The organism is Arthrobacter sp. B0490, assembly GCF_002929355.1.
Lineage (GTDB): Bacteria > Actinomycetota > Actinomycetes > Actinomycetales > Micrococcaceae > Arthrobacter_D.
The window spans coordinates 32,870-48,793 of sequence record NZ_PJIR01000003.1; the positions used below are offsets into that span (position 1 = coordinate 32,870).

The 15,924-nt window shown below is 72.2% G+C and carries 16 protein-coding genes; 3 read left to right on the forward strand and 13 right to left on the reverse strand.

The genetic code is table 11. From position 1 onward, the window contains the following. Positions 1-27 precede the first annotated feature (27 nt). On the forward strand, positions 28-489 hold the full coding sequence (locus CXQ97_RS05725) for a DUF1844 domain-containing protein (protein WP_104179905.1): 462 nt from the start codon (positions 28-30) through the stop codon (positions 487-489). Positions 490-513: 24 nt separating this feature from the next. Here CXQ97_RS05725 and CXQ97_RS05730 read toward each other — a convergent pair whose 3' ends face one another. The 8 genes from CXQ97_RS05730 to CXQ97_RS20525 form a co-directional block, all read right to left on the reverse strand. Next, positions 514-1,809: an MFS transporter gene (locus tag CXQ97_RS05730; RefSeq protein WP_104179906.1), complete on the reverse strand. Its 1,296-nt coding sequence runs from the start codon at positions 1,807-1,809 to the stop codon at positions 514-516. 31 nt (positions 1,810-1,840) lie between these two features. After that, on the reverse strand, positions 1,841-2,704 hold the full coding sequence (locus CXQ97_RS05735; RefSeq protein WP_104179907.1) for an SseB family protein: 864 nt from the start codon (positions 2,702-2,704) through the stop codon (positions 1,841-1,843). Beyond that, positions 2,701-3,453: a bifunctional 1-(5-phosphoribosyl)-5-((5-phosphoribosylamino)methylideneamino)imidazole-4-carboxamide isomerase/phosphoribosylanthranilate isomerase PriA gene (gene priA / locus CXQ97_RS05740; protein WP_104179908.1), complete on the reverse strand. Its 753-nt coding sequence runs from the start codon at positions 3,451-3,453 to the stop codon at positions 2,701-2,703. Before priA ends, CXQ97_RS05735 begins: the two co-directional genes overlap by 4 nt. 45 nt (positions 3,454-3,498) lie before the next feature. Next, a complete protein-coding gene (locus CXQ97_RS19760; protein WP_181034991.1) occupies positions 3,499-3,657 on the reverse strand; it encodes a hypothetical protein in 159 nt (52 codons plus the stop codon). Positions 3,658-3,661: 4 nt separating this feature from the next. After that, positions 3,662-4,300: an imidazole glycerol phosphate synthase subunit HisH gene (gene hisH / locus CXQ97_RS05745; protein ID WP_104179909.1), complete on the reverse strand. Its 639-nt coding sequence runs from the start codon at positions 4,298-4,300 to the stop codon at positions 3,662-3,664. Continuing rightward, positions 4,297-4,914 carry an imidazoleglycerol-phosphate dehydratase HisB gene (gene hisB, locus CXQ97_RS05750; RefSeq protein ID WP_104179910.1) on the reverse strand — a complete coding sequence of 206 codons (618 nt, stop codon included), beginning with the start codon at positions 4,912-4,914 and terminating at the stop codon, positions 4,297-4,299. Before hisB ends, hisH begins: the two co-directional genes overlap by 4 nt. 137 nt (positions 4,915-5,051) lie before the next feature. Continuing rightward, entirely contained in the window at positions 5,052-6,146 is a 1,095-nt protein-coding gene (locus CXQ97_RS05755; protein WP_104179911.1) for a histidinol-phosphate transaminase, read from the reverse strand. Positions 6,147-6,230: 84 nt separating this feature from the next. Further along, on the reverse strand, positions 6,231-6,863 hold the full coding sequence (locus tag CXQ97_RS20525; protein WP_306739488.1) for a LysM peptidoglycan-binding domain-containing protein: 633 nt from the start codon (positions 6,861-6,863) through the stop codon (positions 6,231-6,233). 382 nt (positions 6,864-7,245) lie between these two features. On the opposite strand from CXQ97_RS20525, the gene lexA reads away from it, so the two are divergent. Continuing rightward, complete coding sequence (lexA, locus tag CXQ97_RS05765; RefSeq protein WP_219815388.1) at positions 7,246-7,959, forward strand: transcriptional repressor LexA; 714 nt, start codon at positions 7,246-7,248, stop codon at positions 7,957-7,959. Between the two features lie 82 nt (positions 7,960-8,041). On the opposite strand, the gene CXQ97_RS05770 is transcribed toward lexA, so the two are convergent. Continuing rightward, entirely contained in the window at positions 8,042-10,120 is a 2,079-nt protein-coding gene (locus CXQ97_RS05770) for an ATP-dependent DNA helicase (RefSeq protein WP_104179913.1), read from the reverse strand. Beyond that, on the reverse strand, positions 10,113-11,693 hold the full coding sequence (gene hflX, locus CXQ97_RS05775; protein WP_104179914.1) for a GTPase HflX: 1,581 nt from the start codon (positions 11,691-11,693) through the stop codon (positions 10,113-10,115). The genes CXQ97_RS05770 and hflX overlap by 8 nt, the downstream gene beginning before the upstream one ends. A 140-nt stretch (positions 11,694-11,833) precedes the next feature. Between hflX and CXQ97_RS05780 the strand changes: the two genes are divergently transcribed. Next, positions 11,834-12,466 (forward strand): class I SAM-dependent methyltransferase, encoded by a 633-nt coding sequence (locus CXQ97_RS05780; protein ID WP_104179915.1) that lies wholly within the window; start codon positions 11,834-11,836, stop codon positions 12,464-12,466. Positions 12,467-12,498: 32 nt separating this feature from the next. On the opposite strand, the gene dapF is transcribed toward CXQ97_RS05780, so the two are convergent. The 3 genes from dapF to miaB are packed head-to-tail and all read right to left on the reverse strand — an operon-like array spanning position 12,499 to position 15,886. After that, the gene (gene dapF / locus CXQ97_RS05785) at positions 12,499-13,455 is read right to left on the reverse strand and encodes a diaminopimelate epimerase (RefSeq protein WP_104179916.1); all 957 of its coding nucleotides are present in this window, start codon (positions 13,453-13,455) and stop codon (positions 12,499-12,501) included. Beyond that, positions 13,452-14,372, reverse strand: coding sequence for a tRNA (adenosine(37)-N6)-dimethylallyltransferase MiaA (miaA, locus tag CXQ97_RS05790; RefSeq protein ID WP_258062330.1), 921 nt, complete (start codon positions 14,370-14,372; stop codon positions 13,452-13,454). Before miaA ends, dapF begins: the two co-directional genes overlap by 4 nt. Further along, entirely contained in the window at positions 14,369-15,886 is a 1,518-nt protein-coding gene (gene miaB, locus CXQ97_RS05795) for a tRNA (N6-isopentenyl adenosine(37)-C2)-methylthiotransferase MiaB (protein WP_104180301.1), read from the reverse strand. Before miaB ends, miaA begins: the two co-directional genes overlap by 4 nt. Between the last annotated feature and the right edge of the window lie 38 nt (positions 15,887-15,924).

The window sequence follows — 15,924 nt, forward strand, 5'->3', positions numbered from 1 at the left end:
CGGTTGGTCTATGCCAAGCTTACCAGTATGAACACGCCACACGACAATCCGCAGCTCTCCTCCGACGACGCGCCCTCGACGGCCTCCCGGCGGAGTTTCGCGGAGGAGCACCAGCACGGCGCCGAGGCCGGGGACGCATCGTCCGCCGCCGAGCAGGATGTCCGTCGGGAGATGCGGGACATCTCCGAGGTCGCCGCCGTCGAGGTCATCGTGACGTCGGCGGTGCATCTCATGAGCGCGGCGGCGGTGAAGTGCGGTCTCGGCCACGAGGAGAACGCGGAACAGCTCAAGGACCTCGACGAGGCACGCAAGCTCATCACGGCCCTTGCGGGTTTCGTCACCGCTGCGGCGCCGGAGATCGGTTCGCAGCACGCCGGCCCCTTGCGCGACGGCCTCCGCTCGCTGCAGCTCGCCTTCCGCGAGGCGTCGATCATCCCCGATGCGCCGGGGCAGGGCCCGGGCGAGAAGTACACGGGCCCGGTGAACTGACGGCGGTCCCCTCCCGATCGTTCCCTAGACGACGGGCGCCGTACCCGTCGGTACGGCGCCCCGCCCGATCCTGCGCGCGGCGAGGCCCGCGATGCCGATGACCGCGGAGACGGCGGACACGGCGGTGAAGCCGCCCCACGGTCCGGTGGCATCGATGAGGACACCCGCGAGGGGAGCCCCGAGCGCGACGCCGGAGGTCAGCGCGGAACCGTACCAGCCCATGGCTTCACCCCTCCGGTCCTCGGCGACGAGGTCGGCGACCTTCTCCGACGCGGCGGAGAGGACCGGCGCGCACAGCAGCCCCGGGGGGATGGACAGCAGCGCCAGTGAGAGCGTGGTCTCGGCGAATCCCATGGGCAGCGTCAGCAGTGCCATGCCGAGCAGGAGCAGCGACGGCGCGACCGGCCGGTGCAGGGCACCGTAGAGGATGCCACCGACGACGGACGCCGCGCACCAGGCCACGAACACGAGCCCGAGTTGGCTCTCCTTGCCCGCGTGCTCGAGGGCGGCGACGATGCCGACCTCGGAGCCGGAGAGGAGGAGCCCCGCCCCTGCGGCGATGACCATGACCAGGACGAGCGGTGCCGTCAGCCAGGGGAACGCCCGGCGCACTCCCCTGCGGAGCGTCGATGCCGCACGGCGGCGTCCGCCCGCATCCGAGAACCCGATGAGGTCCGCTGCCGCTTCGCCGAGCACGGCCGGTGCAGCGGCAGCGACCGTCGTGGCGTCGGGGAGCTGCTCGGACCGTGTCGGCGGGTCGATCCACATGAGGAAGAGCCCGGCGGACGCGGCGGCGATACCGACGAGGGTCAGGCCGAGCACGGAGGAGACCTGGGTGGCGAGGACGACGCCCACGGCGGGACCCGCCATGAAGACGACCTCCGTCGAGATGGCGTCGAGCGTGAAGGCCGTGCGGCGACGGTCGCCGTCCACCAGCACGCCGAGCGCCTGGCGGATCACCGAGAAGGCCGGGAGGGTGAAGAGCCCTCCGACGAGGGCGGCGACGAGCAGCCACTGGTAGGACAGGTGCGGCGCGACGGACCAGATGACCGCTTCCGCGACGACCGACGGGATGAGCGCACGGCGCAGGCCCGCCTCGTCGATCCGGCGGCCGCGCCACGGCGCCCCGACGGCGATACCGATCGTGACGACCGCGGCGACGGCGCCCGCCTCGGCGTACCCGCGGTCGAGGGTCTGCACCACGTGCAGGGTCAGCAGCACCCCGGCCGCCGAATGGGGGAAGCGGGCGATCATCCCGACGAGCAGCAGCCTCCGTACGGAGCGGATGCGCAGCAGGTCCCGGTAGACGGCGAAGTTCACGTTTCTGGCTTTCTTGGCCGACGGCTCTCCGTCAGCGGGTGAGTTTGATGTCGAGCGAATCGACGCGTTCCACGAAGTCGGCGAGGCCCAGGAGCCTCCCGCGGAAGGACGCGACGGCGTCGCGCACCTCCTGCGGCGACAGCCCGGCGCGGAGCTGCAGGTCCATGCGCAGCTCGGGTCCCGGCCCTCCGCCGGAAGCAATGCTACCGTCGGCGGCCCGCGTGAGTACCCCGGCCGCGGGCCGGAGCGCCACGGAGAGGATGTCCTGCTCCTCGCGTGCGGCGGTCCCGACGAGCGACGCGAGGGCCGTGTCCTCGTAGGACGGCGTCCAGTCGACCTGCCGGGCGAGGGCCCAGACGGCGGGACGCCGGATGACGACGGTCAGCGCGCCCCCGGGATCCAGCACCATCAGCTCCGCGTCCTCGGCCGCGGCGGCGAGGGCGGCCCGCGCGGCGTAGGCGGCCACGGGACGTGCCTCGGGGTGCCAGAGCGTCAGGGCCGCCGTGGACGAGAAGACCGGCAGCGCCTTGCGCCCGTCGGGCGCCGTCAGCGTGACGAGCGCCATCTCGGCCTCCTTGTCGGACTGCAGACCGGAGGCGCCCTCCTCTCCCGCGCTCAGCCGGGCGACGATGGGGATGAACACGCGCGCCGTGGTGAGGGCGGCGAACACCGCCCGCTCACGCGCTCCCGGCTGGTCCGCGGACCGGTCGGGGGCCAGGAGCCCTGAGACGGCGGCGGAGAGACCACGGTCGGCTGCACCATCGTCGTCGTCGAAGGCGTGCAGCGGGTTTGCCGGGCCCGACAGGTCCCGGCCGGCCCACGCCTGCCCGGCGGAGTCCGCGGTGTTGCCCGCGAGTGCCGCCGCGATGTGCGCGGGGAGCTGCCGGCCGGTCACGCGTCGGGCAGCCCTGCCACGTCCAGCGCCTGCGGCAGCGTGAACGCTCCGGCGTAGAGGGCCTTGCCGACGATGGCGCCCTCGAGCCCGTCGGGCACGAGGTCGCGCAGCGCCGCGATGTCGTCCAGGCTCGAGATGCCGCCCGAGGCGACGACGGGACGGGTGGTCTTCGCCAGGACCTCGCGCAGCAGGGCGATGTTCGGCCCCTTGAGGGTGCCGTCCTTGGTGACGTCCGTCACGACGTAGCGGGCACAGCCGGCGTCCTCGAGGCGCTGCAGGACCTCCCACAGGTCTCCGCCGTCCTCGGTCCAGCCGCGCGCGGCGAGCGTGGTCCCGCGCACGTCGAGCCCGACGGCGATGGCGTCGCCGTACCGGGCGATGGCCCGTTCGGTCCACTCGGGGTTCTCGAGTGCAGCGGTGCCGAGGTTGACCCGGGTGGCGCCGAGCTCCAGAGCCGCCTCGAGCGATGCGTCGTCGCGGATGCCGCCGGAGAGTTCCACCTTTATCTCGAGCTGTCGGACCACGCGCTCGAGCAGGTCCCGGTTGGATCCGCGGCCGAACGCGGCGTCCAGGTCGACGAGGTGCACCCACTCCGCGCCGTCCTCCTGCCACGCGAGGGCGGCGTCGACCGGGTCGCCGTAGCTGGTCTCGCTACCGGCCTCGCCCTGGACCAGGCGCACGGCCTTGCCGTCGGCGACGTCGACGGCGGGGAGGAGTTCGAGCGTGGGTGTTTCGGCGAAGGGGCTCATGGTCTGCTTTCGTACGGGCGGAGAACGGGCGGGGGAGGGTTGCGGCTAGTCGCCGGGGAGCGTGAACAGGTAGGCGGCGAAGAGCGACAGCCCGGCCAGCGCGAGGAAGGCGATCCACACCCAGCGCGGGAAGTCCTGACTGCGCAGGGAGAACGCCCCGCCGATCAGGATGCCGGCGACACCCATCAGGACGAGGCTCAGCATCGGCTCATCGGAGACCCTCGATCCAGTTCCGCAGCAGCTGGGCTCCTGCGTCGCCGGACTTCTCGGGGTGGAACTGCGTGGCGCTGAGGGGCCCGTTCTCGACGGCGGCGATGAACCGGCCGCCGTGGTCGGACCAGGTGACCTGCGGTGGCTTCATGGCGGGCTGCGTGACGTCGAAGGTCCAGTCCTGGACGCCGTAGGAGTGGACGAAGTAGAAACGCTCGTCGCCGATGCCGTCGAACAGGACGGTGTCCGCCGGCGCCTCCACCGTGTTCCAGCCCATGTGCGGCACGACGTCGGCCTGGAGCCGCTCCACCGTCCCCGGCCACTCCCCCATGCCGGGCGTCCGGACGCCGTGCTCCACACCCTCGTCGAAGAGCACCTGCAGGCCCACGCAGATCCCGAGGACGGGCCTGCCGCCGGCCACGCGCCGACCGATCATGCGGAGTGCGTCGACGTCCTTCAGCCCCTTCATGACGGCGGCGAACGCGCCGACGCCGGGGACGAGCAGGCCGTCGGCCGTGAGGACGTCGTCGGGTTTGGCGCTCAACACGACCTCGGCTCCCACGTGCTCGAGGGCGCGGACGACGGAACGGACGTTGCCCGACCCGTAGTCGAGCACTGTGACGCGGCGCGCGGTCATAGCGCTCCCTTCGTGGACGGGATGCCCTCGACGCGCGGATCCGATTCGACGGCTGCGCGCAGGGCTCGGGCCAGGGCCTTGAACTGGGCCTCGACGATGTGGTGCGGGTCGCGGCCCGCGAGGACCGTGACGTGCAGGCAGATCCCTGCGTGGAGGGCGAGGGCCTCGAGGACGTGGCGCGTGAGCGATCCCGTGAAATGGCCGCCGATGAGGTGGTACTCCTGGCCGGCCGGCTCGCCGCCGTGGACGAGGAACGGGCGCCCGGAGATGTCGACGACGGCGTTCGCGAGGGCCTCGTCGAGCGGGACGGTCGCCTCGCCGAACCGGCGGATGCCGGCCTTGGTCCCGAGGGCGATGCGGAGGGCCTCGCCGATCGCGATCGCGGTGTCCTCGACCGTGTGGTGGACGTCGATGTGGGTGTCGCCGGAGGACTTGATGGTGAGGTCGATCAGCGAGTGCTTCGACAGCGCCGTGAGCATGTGGTCGTAGAAGGGCACGGTGGTGTCGATCGAGGACACACCCGTGCCGTCGAGGTCGAGTTCGACGAGGACGCTGGACTCGCTCGTGACGCGCTCGATACGGGCCGTTCGGCCTGGGGCGGCATCAACTGTCATTGCTTTCCTTCTGTATGCTCCCGGGCATCCGGGCACGGATCGGCGTTTCTGGGAGAGCTGGGGTCACGGTCGGCGGGGCACGCCGGTCGGCCCCTCAAGTCTAGGAGACCCGTCCACGGGACGGGCCATCGGCGGGGCTAGAGCAACTTCTCCAGCGCGGAGAGGAACGCCGTCGTCTCGGGTTCTGTTCCCGCGGTGACGCGGAGCGACCCGGCGATGCCCACGTCGCGGATGAGCACCCCCGCCTCCAGCAGTCCCTCCCAGACGCGGTGCGGGTCGTCGAGGCCGGAGAAGAACACGAAGTTGGCGTCCGAGGGTGCCGGGGACAGTCCGAGGCCCTCCAGTTCCCGGACGATCCGGTCCCGCTGCACCTTGATCGCCTCGACGTTGGCGAGCAGCGTGTCGGCGTGGGTGAGCGCGGCGTTGGCCGCCGCCTGCGTGATCGCCGACAGGTGGTAGGGCAGGCGCACCAGCCGCAGGGCGTCCGCGACCTCCGGGGCTGCCGCGAGGTACCCGATCCTCGCCCCGGCGAGGGCGAACGCCTTGCTCATGGTGCGGGACACGAGCAGCCGCGGGCGGCCCGGCAGCAGGGTGAGCGCACTCGGCGTGCCCTTCTGCGCGAACTCCCCGTACGCCTCGTCGACGATGATGATGGCCCGTTCCGCCTCGCCCGCGTCGTAGGCCGCCTCGATGACGTCGAGGCCCAGTGCCGTGCCGGTGGGGTTGTTGGGCGAGCACAGGAAGACGATGTTGGCGGCGGACTCACGTACCGCCCGGGCGGTGGCCTCCGGCGTCATGGCATAGGCGGCCTGGCGGTCCGCCGTGACGTACCGCGTGCCCGTACCGCTGGCCAGCAGCGGATACATGGAATAGGTGGGCGGGAACCCGATCGCCGTCCGTCCCGGCCCACCGAACGCCTGCAGGACCTGCTGCAGTACTTCGTTCGAGCCGTTCGCCGCCCAGAGCTGGTCGGGGGTGAGGCCGTGGCCGAGATAGTCGGCGAGGTTCTTGCGCAGCTCCGTGAATTCGCGGTCCGGGTAGCGGTTGAGGCCCTGGGTCGCCCGGGCGACGGCGTCGACGATGGCGGCATGCACGTCGGACGGGACACCGTGCGTGTTCTCGTTGACGTTCAGCAGGATCGGGACGTCCAGCTGCGGCGCACCGTAGGGGTGCAGCCCGACGAGGTCGTTCCGCAGCGGGAGGTTGGCGAGGGCGTCGACGGAGGAAGGCACGCTTCCAGTTTAAGCGATGCCGACTTCCGCGGCCAACGACGCCGGTCGGGGCACCGGCGAGGGCGGCCGGTGGACCGTCCGTGCCTATCCTGCCACCGGGACGGCGATGCTCTGGCCGGCCTGGACGACGGAGCTGCGCAGGTCGTTGAGTTCGACCATCTCGGCCACGACCTCGCGTGGATCGCGGTCGGGCGCGTACCGGAGCGCGAGGTCCCACAGAGACTCGCCTGCCGCCACACTGACCTCGACGGTCGAGGAGGGCGCCGGCAGCGACTCCGAGGCCTGGGCCTGCGACGTGAGGAAGGCACCGAGGAGGATGAGGGCTGCCACGCCGAGGGCTATCGGCAGGCCGACCAGCACCAGCCGTCCACGCCGCGTCAGTATCACGGGCCGCTCCGCACTCCGCTGCGTGGAGGTACGGGGCTGCGTGGAGGTACGGGGCTGCGTGGAGGTACGGGGCTGCGTGGCGGGATGGGACGGGGAGGTGGAGGGCGTCGCGGTGCGGGACGCGGAGGGCCGGGGTACGCGGGGTCCGGTCCACGCCGTCCGTGCGGGCTGGACGGACTGGATGAGCAGGACGGACCGGGTGGGCGCGGCGGTCATGGGCGCGGCGGTCGCGGGCGGGGCGGACCGGACGAGACGGAGGTGCGGTTCCCGACGCGTGGGGGTCAGCGCCCAGAGCGCCGTGCTGCCGTGCAGTGCTGGTGCTTCAGCCATTACGTAGCCTCTTTCCCTTCGAACAGCCGGTCGGGGCTGGACTCGTGTTTCGAACGCGTGTTCTAATTTATCTGAGCTTATTTCTAGCACTGACCGACGACCCTTGTCGAGACTCGCTCGAACATATGTTTGAAAAGCCGATCCGTCTGCCCTAGCGTGAACAGGGCAGGGCATCGACGGCACCTGCTGCTACGGAGCGGCAGGCACGGCGTCGATGTACCTCAGGAAATCACCCGCCACTGACAGAATCGCTCCCGCCCCGGCGGAGGGCGGCAGGCGGGCACAACGGGATCTGCAGTCCCAGGCGAAAGGCATCACAGTGGTGGAACGAACACCGGCGGACCGACAGGAATCGAACACGGCCGAGGTGCCGGCGGACGCCGTGCCGATCTCGGCGGGCCGTGGCCGCCCCCGCGGCCGCTCGGTGTCGAAGGGCCTGACCGCGCGCCAGCTGACCATCCTCGAGACCATCCAGCGCTCGATCGCGGACAAGGGCTATCCGCCCTCCATGCGGGAGATCGGCGACATCGTCGGCCTGGCGAGCCTGTCGAGCGTGACGCACCAGCTCTCGCAGCTCGAGCGGCTCGGCTACCTGCGGCGCGACCCCAAGCGTCCCAGGGCCATGGAGGTCCTGCTGCCGCTGACCCTCCCGCCCGAGCCGGCAGCCGGTGACGGATCGGCGTCGGAGCGGAAGTCCTCCGCCGAGCACAGGGTCGCCGTCGACACCGCACTGGTTCCGCTCGTGGGGCGCATCGCAGCCGGTGGGCCGATCCTCGCGGATCAGGTCGTGGAGGACGTCATGCCCCTCCCCCGGCAGCTCGTGGGCCACGGGGAGCTCTTCATGCTCAGGGTCTCGGGGGACTCGATGGTCGACGCCGCGATCTGCGACGGGGACTGGGTGGTGGTCCGGAAGCAGCAGAGCGCGCAGAACGGCGACATCGTCGCCGCGCTCCTCGACGACGAGGCCACGGTCAAGACCTTCCGCCAGCGCGACGGCCACACTTGGCTGCTGCCCCAGAACACGCGCTACGAACCGATCCTCGGCGACCACGCCAGCATCATGGGCAAGGTCGTCTCGGTGATGCGCGCCCTCTAGGCGCCGGCACGCACCACCGGGCCGACGAAGGGCGCCGCAGTCCCGGACCGCGGCGCCCTTCGCATGGCGCCGGAAGGGATGGTCAGCGCCCCGAGAGGCGCTCGAGGATCCCGGTGACCGTGGCCCTGTCGGTCGTCGCCCAGAAGGGCGGCAGCGCCGCCCGGAGGAAGCCGCCGTAGCGGGCCGTGGCGAGGCGGCTGTCGAGCACGGCCACGACGCCCCTGTCCCCCGTGGACCGGATGAGCCGTCCGGCTCCCTGGGCGAGCCGGACCGCGGCGTGGGTCGCCGAGACGCTCATGAAGCCGTTCCCGCCGTTGCGGGCGACCGCCCGCGTGCGGGCCGTCATGAGGGGGTCGTCGGGCCGGGGGAAGGGGATGCGGTCGATGACGACGAGGCGGCACGACGCGCCGGGCACGTCCACCCCCTGCCACAGGGACATCGTGCCGAACAGGCACGTGTCCGGCTCGGCCGCGAACCGGTCCACGAGGCCGCTGAGGGAGGAGTCCCCCTGGCACAGGATCTCGAAGTCGACCTGGGGCCGCAGCGCCTCCGCCGCCTCTTCCGCCGCCCGCCGGGAGGAGAACAGGCCGAGTGCACCGCCGCGGGAGGCCTTGAGGAGCACCAGCAGCTCCTGCAGCTGCGCGTCGGACGTGCCGCGCTCGGGCTTGGGCAGGTCCTTCGCCACGTACAGGACGCCCTGGCGCGGGTAGTCGAACGGACTACCGACGTCGATGCCGGTCCAGGCTGGAGCGCCGGGTCCGCTGAGTCCCAGCGACCCCGCGACGGGACCGAACTCGGACCCGATGGCGAGCGTCGCGGAGGTCAGGATCACCGTGTGGTCCTCGAAGAGGCCCTCCCGCAGGCGTGCCGCGACGGAGAGGGGCGCGACGTTGAGCGTCGCCGGTGCACTCTCGTCCGGTTGCGCGTACCCGGATCCCGGCGTGAAGGTGCTGGGCCGGGACGCCCAGACCACCTCGTTCGAGTCGGTGGCCGCGAGGATGCGCTCGGCGAGGTCGAAGACCAGGGTGACGCGCGAGCGGGCCACCTGCCGCCCGCCGTCGGCGTCCGCCTCGGACTTGCCGTCCGTCTTCGTGTCGGACAGCGCGGCTCGCGCCGCGTCGCGGACCTGCGCGAGCGTCTCCTCGAGGTCGTCCGGCAGTCCGCCGGGCAGGAGTCCGGACGGGACGAGCTCCGAGGCCGCCTCGAAGGCGGCGGCCGCGGTGTCGAGGGCCGAGGTGCCGATGGAGGCGTGGCGGCGGAGCGCGGTGGAGGCCGCCCCCACCATGGAGGCCGAGAGTTGCCCGGACACGGCTCCGGTGACGCGGTCGTGCAGCTCGTGGGCCTCGTCGATCACGACGACGTCGTACTCGGGCAGGACGGCGAGCCCCTCGAACGCGCTGATCGCGAGCATCGCGTGGTTGGTGATGATGATGTCGGCGTCCGCGGCGGCAGCCCGGGCCTTCTCGCTGAAGCACTCCTGCGCCATCGGGCAGCGGGCGGCGCCCAGGCACTCCATGCTGGACACGGACACCTGGCGCCAGGCCCGGTCGCTCACGCCGGGGACGAGGTCGTCACGATCGCCGGTAGCCGTCCCGTCCGCCCACTCGCGGAGCCTCACCACCTCGCGGCCGAGGGCCGACGAGGGCGCGCCCCCGACCTCGGGCGACGGGTGCGGCGTGGCATCCTCCCCGAGGCTGAAGAGCGCGTCGGGGGCGTCCTCCTCGGGGAAGCCGCCGCCGGTCTTGTGGAGGCAGACGTAGTTGGAGCGGCCCTTGAGCAGGGCGACGTCGACGGGGCGCGCGAGGGCGGGCCGGACGGCCTCGAGGAGGCGCGGGAGGTCCCGGCCCACGATCTGCGCCTGCAGGGCGAGGGTCGCGGTCGAGACGACCGACGGCCGGTCGCTCTCCATGGCGTGCGCGATGAGCGGGACGAGGTACGCGAGGGACTTGCCGGTCCCGGTGCCGGCCTGGACGAGCAGGTGGTCGCCCGAGCGGATGGCCTCACTGACCTGCCGCACCATCTCGTGCTGACCGGTGCGCATCTCCCCGCCCATCGCGCCCACGGCGGCGTCGAGCAGTTCGAGCGCCTGGCGGGTCGCGGGCGTGGAGGGAGCCGGGTCCGGCGCCGCGACGGCGGTGCCGGACCGCGTGCTGTCACTCATGCCGCAGGTACGGCTCCAGGTCGGCCGCCAGGCCCTCACGGACCATCACCTCGAGGCGCGTCCCGTCGTCGACGTGCTCGAGGCCGAGGATCTCCACGTCCTCCTCGTGCAGGCGGCTCAGGACCTCGCCCCGCTCGTACGGCACGAGCAGGTCCAGCTTGACCCCGGGACGCGGGATGCTCGTGCTGATGAGCTGACGGAGCTCGGTGAGCCCCGCCCCCGTGCGGGCGGACACGACGATGGAGCGGGGCTCACGCTGCCGCAGCCGCTCGATGACGAACGGGTCGGCGGCGTCGGCCTTGTTGAACACGATGATCTCGGGCACCTTGCGGGCGTCGATCTCCGTCAGGACGGCGCGCACGGCGGCGATCTGGCCTTCCGGGTCGGGGTGCGACACGTCGACGACGTGCAGGATGAGGTCGGAGTCCGCGACCTCCTCGAGGGTCGAGCGGAAGGCCTCGACGAGCTGCGTGGGCAGCGAGCGGACGAATCCGACGGTGTCGGCCAGCGTGTACCCGATGCCGTCGGGCGTCTCCGCCCGCCGGATCGTCGGGTCGAGTGTCGCGAACAGCGCGTTCTGCACGAGGACACCGGCGTCCGTCAGCCGGTTCAGCAGGGACGACTTGCCGGCGTTCGTGTAGCCGGCGATCGCGACGGAGGGAACCTGGTTGCGCCGGCGGTTGGCGCGCTTCGTCTCCCGCGCGGGCTTCATCCCGGCGATCTCGCGGCGCAGCTTCGCCATGCGGTTGCGGATCTTCCGGCGGTCGAGTTCGATCTTCGTCTCACCGGGACCGCGGGAGCCCATGCCGGCGCTCGCGCTGCCGACCTGGCCACCGGCCTGGCGGGACATGGATTCGCCCCAGCCCCGGAGGCGCGGCAGCAGGTACTCGAGCTGCGCGAGCTCGACCTGCGCCTTGCCCTCGCGGCTTTTCGCGTGCTGCGCGAAGATGTCGAGGATCAGGGCGGTGCGGTCGATGACCTTCACCTTGACGATGTCCTCGAGGCCCCGGCGCTGCGACGGGGAGAGCTCGCTGTCGACGATCACCGTGTCGGCTCCGGTCGCCTGGACGATGTCCTTCAGCTCCTGGGCCTTGCCCGAGCCGAGGAACGTCCCGGGGTCCGGCTTGAGGCGACGCTGGACGATGCCGTCCAGCACCTCGGACCCGGCCGTCTCGGCGAGCGCGGCGAGTTCCTGCAGCGAGTTCTCGGCGTCCTGCGCCGTCCCCTCGCTCCACAGCCCTGCGAGGACTACCCGCTCCAGCCTCAACTGCCGGTACTCGACCTCGGTGACGTCCTCGAGTTCCGTCGACAGTCCGGCGACGCGCCGGAGGGCGCGGCGCTCCGCGAGGTCCTGCTGGTCCCCGTCGGCGTCCGACGGCTCTTCGTCACCCGAGAGGGCGAGTGCCCGTGAACGCCAGTTCGTCTCGATCGGTGCTGCGGTCTTCTCCGGCTTCGTCCCGTTCTTCGCTTTCGCCACGGCAGCTTCGTCGCTGGCCAGGATCCGGTCGATGACGGCTTGGATCTCCTCCGGGCCCATATCGGCGCCGGTGGAATGCCCGTGATTCTCGGTCATGTTCTCCCTAGTTGGATGTGTGGCAATTCTACGGCCGCCCATCGGGGCGCTCCAGCGGATTCTCCCCGGGCGAAACCGTGGTGCGCCCGAGCGCGCCTCCGCGGAGGGACGGGCACGAAGGTGCCACTAGGCTTTCCTCCATGGATTCACAGCAGGAGCCGCAGCCGGACGCCCAGCACTATTTCAGCGCACGACCGGCCGGACCGGACACGCGCAGGCCCCTCGCCGTCGTCCTGGCGGGCCGGCGCCGGGACCTGGTGACCTCGTCGGGCCTCTTCAGTCCCGACGGCGTGGACAAGGGGACGGCGATCCTCCTCGGCTCGGTGCCGGATCCGGAGGGACAGCGCCTGCTGGACCTCGGCTGCGGCTGGGGTCCCCTGGCGCTCACGATGGCGCTGAAGGCGCCGGACGCCGAGGTCCTCGCCGTCGACGTCAACGAGCGGTGCATCGCGCTGACCGCGGAGAACGCCCGGCGGCTGGGTCTCGGCAACGTCACCGCCACCACGCCCGATGACGTCGATGCGGGCCTCGAGTTCTCCACGATCTGGTCCAACCCGCCGATCCGGATCGGCAAGCAGGAACTGCACGCCCTGCTGCTGCGCTGGCTGCCGCGCCTCGCGCCCGGCGGGACTGCGTGGCTCGTCGTGCAGAAGAACCTCGGCGCCGACTCGCTGCAGCGCTGGCTCGCCGAGGAACTGCCCGGCGACTTCACGGTGCGGCGCGCGGAGACCTCGAAGTCGTTCCGCATCCTGGAGGTGCGCCGCGGGGAGTGAACCCCGCGGCGGGCGGTCCCCGTGCCGCCCGCTCAGCCGACGGGCAGCAGCGTGCCGTCGGCCACGAGGACGGCCGGCCCGCTGAGCTGCACGTGCTCACGGTTGTCGGGACCGGCGAAGAAGCTCACCCCGACGACGCCGCCGGGTACCGTCACGAGCCACTGGTCGGGGGCGCCGTCGCCGGCCCAGAACCTCGTGCCGGCGGCCGCCGCGCAGGCCCCCGTGCCGCAGGACTGCGTCTCCCCGACACCGCGCTCGTGCACGCGCATGGTGAGGCGCCCCACGCCGTCGATCCCCACGAGCGGATCCGCGGGCACGACGAGTTCGACGTTGGTCCCCTGCGGCGGCACGGGCTGGACGAGGGGCGGGCGGTGCAGCTCCGTGCGGTCGAGCTCGGCCTGTTCGGCGAGTGCGACGACGGTGTGCGGGTTGCCCATGCTGATGGACAGCGCGGGCCGGTCGACGTCGAGCCCCCCGATGTCGACGAGCGAGTCCATGCCCCGCGCGACGGCGGCGTCCGGGTGGATGAACTCCCAGGGGCCCATGTCCACGGCGTAGCCGTCCCCGGACCGGGTCACCCGCTTGACGCCGGCGCGGGTCCCGATGGCCAGCTCCCCGCCCTCGGGCAGCTCCGCGGCGTCCCTGGCGAGGAGGAAGTGGGCGAAGACGCGCACGCCGTTGCCGCACATCTCGGAGACGGAGCCGTCGCCGTTGCGGTAGTCCATGAACCATTCGGCGCGCGGCTCCGTCTGCAGCAGGGCGCGCCCCTCGGGGAGGGCGGCCGAGCGCACGGCCCGGATGTAGCCGTCGGCGCCGATCCCGCGGTGGCGATCGCAGGCCGCCGCGACGAACGCCGCGTCGATGGGCCCTTCTCCGTCCGGATCGAGCGTCAGGATGAAGTCGTTGCCCGTCCCGTGGCCCTTCGTGAAGGGGAGTCCTGCGGGCTGCTGGCCGGTGGAGGTCGCCGTCTCGGCGGGGAAGTCGGTCACCGTTCTAGGATAGGTCCCGCCGAGCGACGGACGAGCCCGGCGGCCGCCTCGGCGAGGTGGGGCGCCCGCCAGTCGAGCCAGGCGACGCGCGGGTCGCCGCGGAACCAGGTCAGCTGACGCCGGGCGAAGCGCCGGGTCGCCGCGACGGTGTCCTCGACGGCGTCGGTCTCGGACATCGATCCGTCGAGGACCCGAAGGAACTGTCCGTATCCCAGGGCGCGGGACGCCGTCCGTCCGTCGCGCAGGCCGGACGCGGCGAGGCGGCGGACCTCCTCGGCGAGTCCGGCCCCGACCATGGCCCGGACCCGCCCGGCAAGCCGTTCGCGCAGGACGTCGCGGTCCACCGCGAGGCCGATCTGGACCGCCGGCTGGTGGTACTCGCGGCGCGGCATGTAGGCGCTGAAGGGGCGCCCGCTGACCTCGTGGACCTCGAGCGCCCTGACGAGGCGGCGGTCGTCGTCGATCCGTTCCGCCGAGGCGGGGTCGACGGCGCGGAGCCGCTCCCGGAACGCCGTGCTGCCGTCGGCGGAGAGCTCCGCCTCGAGCCTCGCCCGCACCCCGGCATCGGTGGGCGGGAATTCCAGGCGATCGAGGGCCGCCCTGACGTAGAGGCCGGAGCCGCCGACCAGGATGGGGACCCTGCCGCGCTCGCGGATGCCGTCGATGACGCGCCGGGCGTCCTGCTGGTAGGCGGCGACGCTGGCCTCCTCCGTCACGTCGAGGACATCCAGCAGGTGGTGCTCGATACCCTGCCGTTCCCCCGGGGGCAGCTTGGCCGTGCCGATGTCCATCCCCCGGTAGAACTGCAGGGCGTCGGCGTTGACGACCTCGCCGTCCAGGCGCAGCGCCAGCTCGACACCGAGGTCGGACTTGCCCGCCCCCGTCGGGCCGACCACCGCGACGACCGGCAGGGTCAAGGGGTGCTCGCGCGGACGGGCAGCGAGGGCATGCCGAGGGCCACCGGGCGGAGCGGTCCGTCCGTCGGCGCGGGGACGCCGCACGAGTCGGCCTGGCTCCGGTCCCATGCATCCCCGGCACGCGAGCGGCGGACGGAGTAGTCGGCCGGTGCGGGATCGGACAGCAGGTGGAACGAGGCGGCCGCGGTGACCGGGAGCGTCACGAGATCGCCCGGGCGTGGGGTCTCGGCGCCGGCGGGGACGGAGAAGTGGACCAGCCGCTGGTCCCGCGCCCGTCCGGTGAGGCGGTGCGTCTCGGAGCCCTTGCGGCCCGGCTGGTCGGTGACGAGGACCTCGACCGTCCTGCCCACCTGGCGCGCGTTCTCCTCCCCGGCGATGCGGTCCTGGAGGGCCGTGAGCCGTTCGAAGCGCTCCTGGACCACCGCCTTGGGCAGCTGGTCCGGCAGGTCGGCCGCGGGCGTTCCGGGGCGCCGGGAGTACTGGAACGTGAAGGCCGTGGCGAAGCGGGACTCCTCGACGACGTCGAGGGTGGCCTGGAAGTCCTCCTCCGTCTCGCCGGGGAAACCGACGATGATGTCCGTCGAGATGGCCGCGTCCGGCATCACCGCGCGGACGCGCTCGAGGATGCCCAGGAAGCGGGCTGACCGGTAGGAGCGCCGCATGGCCTTCAGGACCGGGTCGGAGCCGGACTGCAGCGGCATGTGGAGCTGCGGCATCACATTGGGCGTCTCGGCCATGGCATCGATGACGTCGTCGGTGAACGCCGCCGGGTGGGGGCTCGTGAAGCGGACCCGCTCGAGTCCCTCGATGGAGCCGCACGCGCGGAGCAGCTTCGCGAAGGCGCCGCGGTCCCCGAACTCGACGCCGTAGGAGTTGACGTTCTGCCCGAGGAGCGTGACCTCGACCGCGCCGTCCGCCACGAGGGCCTCGATCTCGGCGAGGATCTCACCCGGCCTGCGGTCCCGTTCCTTGCCCCGGAGGGACGGCACGATGCAGAACGTGCACGTATTGTTGCAGCCGACGGAGATGGACACCCAGCCCGCGTAGACCGACTCCCGCCGGGTGGGCAGGGTGGACGGGAAGACGTCGAGGGACTCGAGGATCTCGAGTTGCGCCTCCTGGTTGTGACGGGCCCTCTGCAGCAGGGCGGGCAACGCACCGATGTTGTGGGTCCCGAAGACGGCGTCCACCCAGGGCGCCCTGCGGAGGATCGTCTCCCGGTCCTTCTGGGCCAGGCAGCCGCCGACCGCGATCTGCAGGTCGGGCCGTGCCTCCTTGACGGCCTTCAGGATGCCGAGGTTGCCGTAGAGCTTGTTGTCGGCGTTCTCACGGACCGCGCAGGTGTTGAAGACGACGACGTCGGCCTGGCCCTCCTGCAGGCGGGTGAGTCCGGCGTCCTCGAGCAGTCCGGAGATGCGCTCGGAGTCGTGCACGTTCATCTGGCAGCCGAAGGTGCGCACCTCGTAGGTGCGGCGGTCCGGGGCGGTGCGGGGGTCGGGGGCGGTGCCCGTCATCCCGCTGGTGGTCTCGCTGGTGGTTCCGCCGAGGGGAA

Coding starts and splice junctions, on each gene's coding strand:
- CXQ97_RS05725 (WP_104179905.1), top strand. CDS start 28: ATGAACACGCCACACGACAATCCGCAGCTCTCCTCCGACGACGCGCCC.
- priA (WP_104179908.1), bottom strand. CDS start 3,453: ATGAGCCCCTTCGCCGAAACACCCACGCTCGAACTCCTCCCCGCCGTC.
- CXQ97_RS19760 (WP_181034991.1), bottom strand. CDS start 3,657: ATGCTGAGCCTCGTCCTGATGGGTGTCGCCGGCATCCTGATCGGCGGG.
- hisH (WP_104179909.1), bottom strand. CDS start 4,300: ATGACCGCGCGCCGCGTCACAGTGCTCGACTACGGGTCGGGCAACGTC.
- hisB (WP_104179910.1), bottom strand. CDS start 4,914: ATGACAGTTGATGCCGCCCCAGGCCGAACGGCCCGTATCGAGCGCGTC.
- CXQ97_RS20525 (WP_306739488.1), bottom strand. CDS start 6,863: ATGGCTGAAGCACCAGCACTGCACGGCAGCACGGCGCTCTGGGCGCTG.
- CXQ97_RS05770 (WP_104179913.1), bottom strand. CDS start 10,120: ATGAGTGACAGCACGCGGTCCGGCACCGCCGTCGCGGCGCCGGACCCG.
- hflX (WP_104179914.1), bottom strand. CDS start 11,693: ATGACCGAGAATCACGGGCATTCCACCGGCGCCGATATGGGCCCGGAG.
- CXQ97_RS05780 (WP_104179915.1), top strand. CDS start 11,834: ATGGATTCACAGCAGGAGCCGCAGCCGGACGCCCAGCACTATTTCAGC.
- miaB (WP_104180301.1), bottom strand. CDS start 15,886: ATGACGGGCACCGCCCCCGACCCCCGCACCGCCCCGGACCGCCGCACC.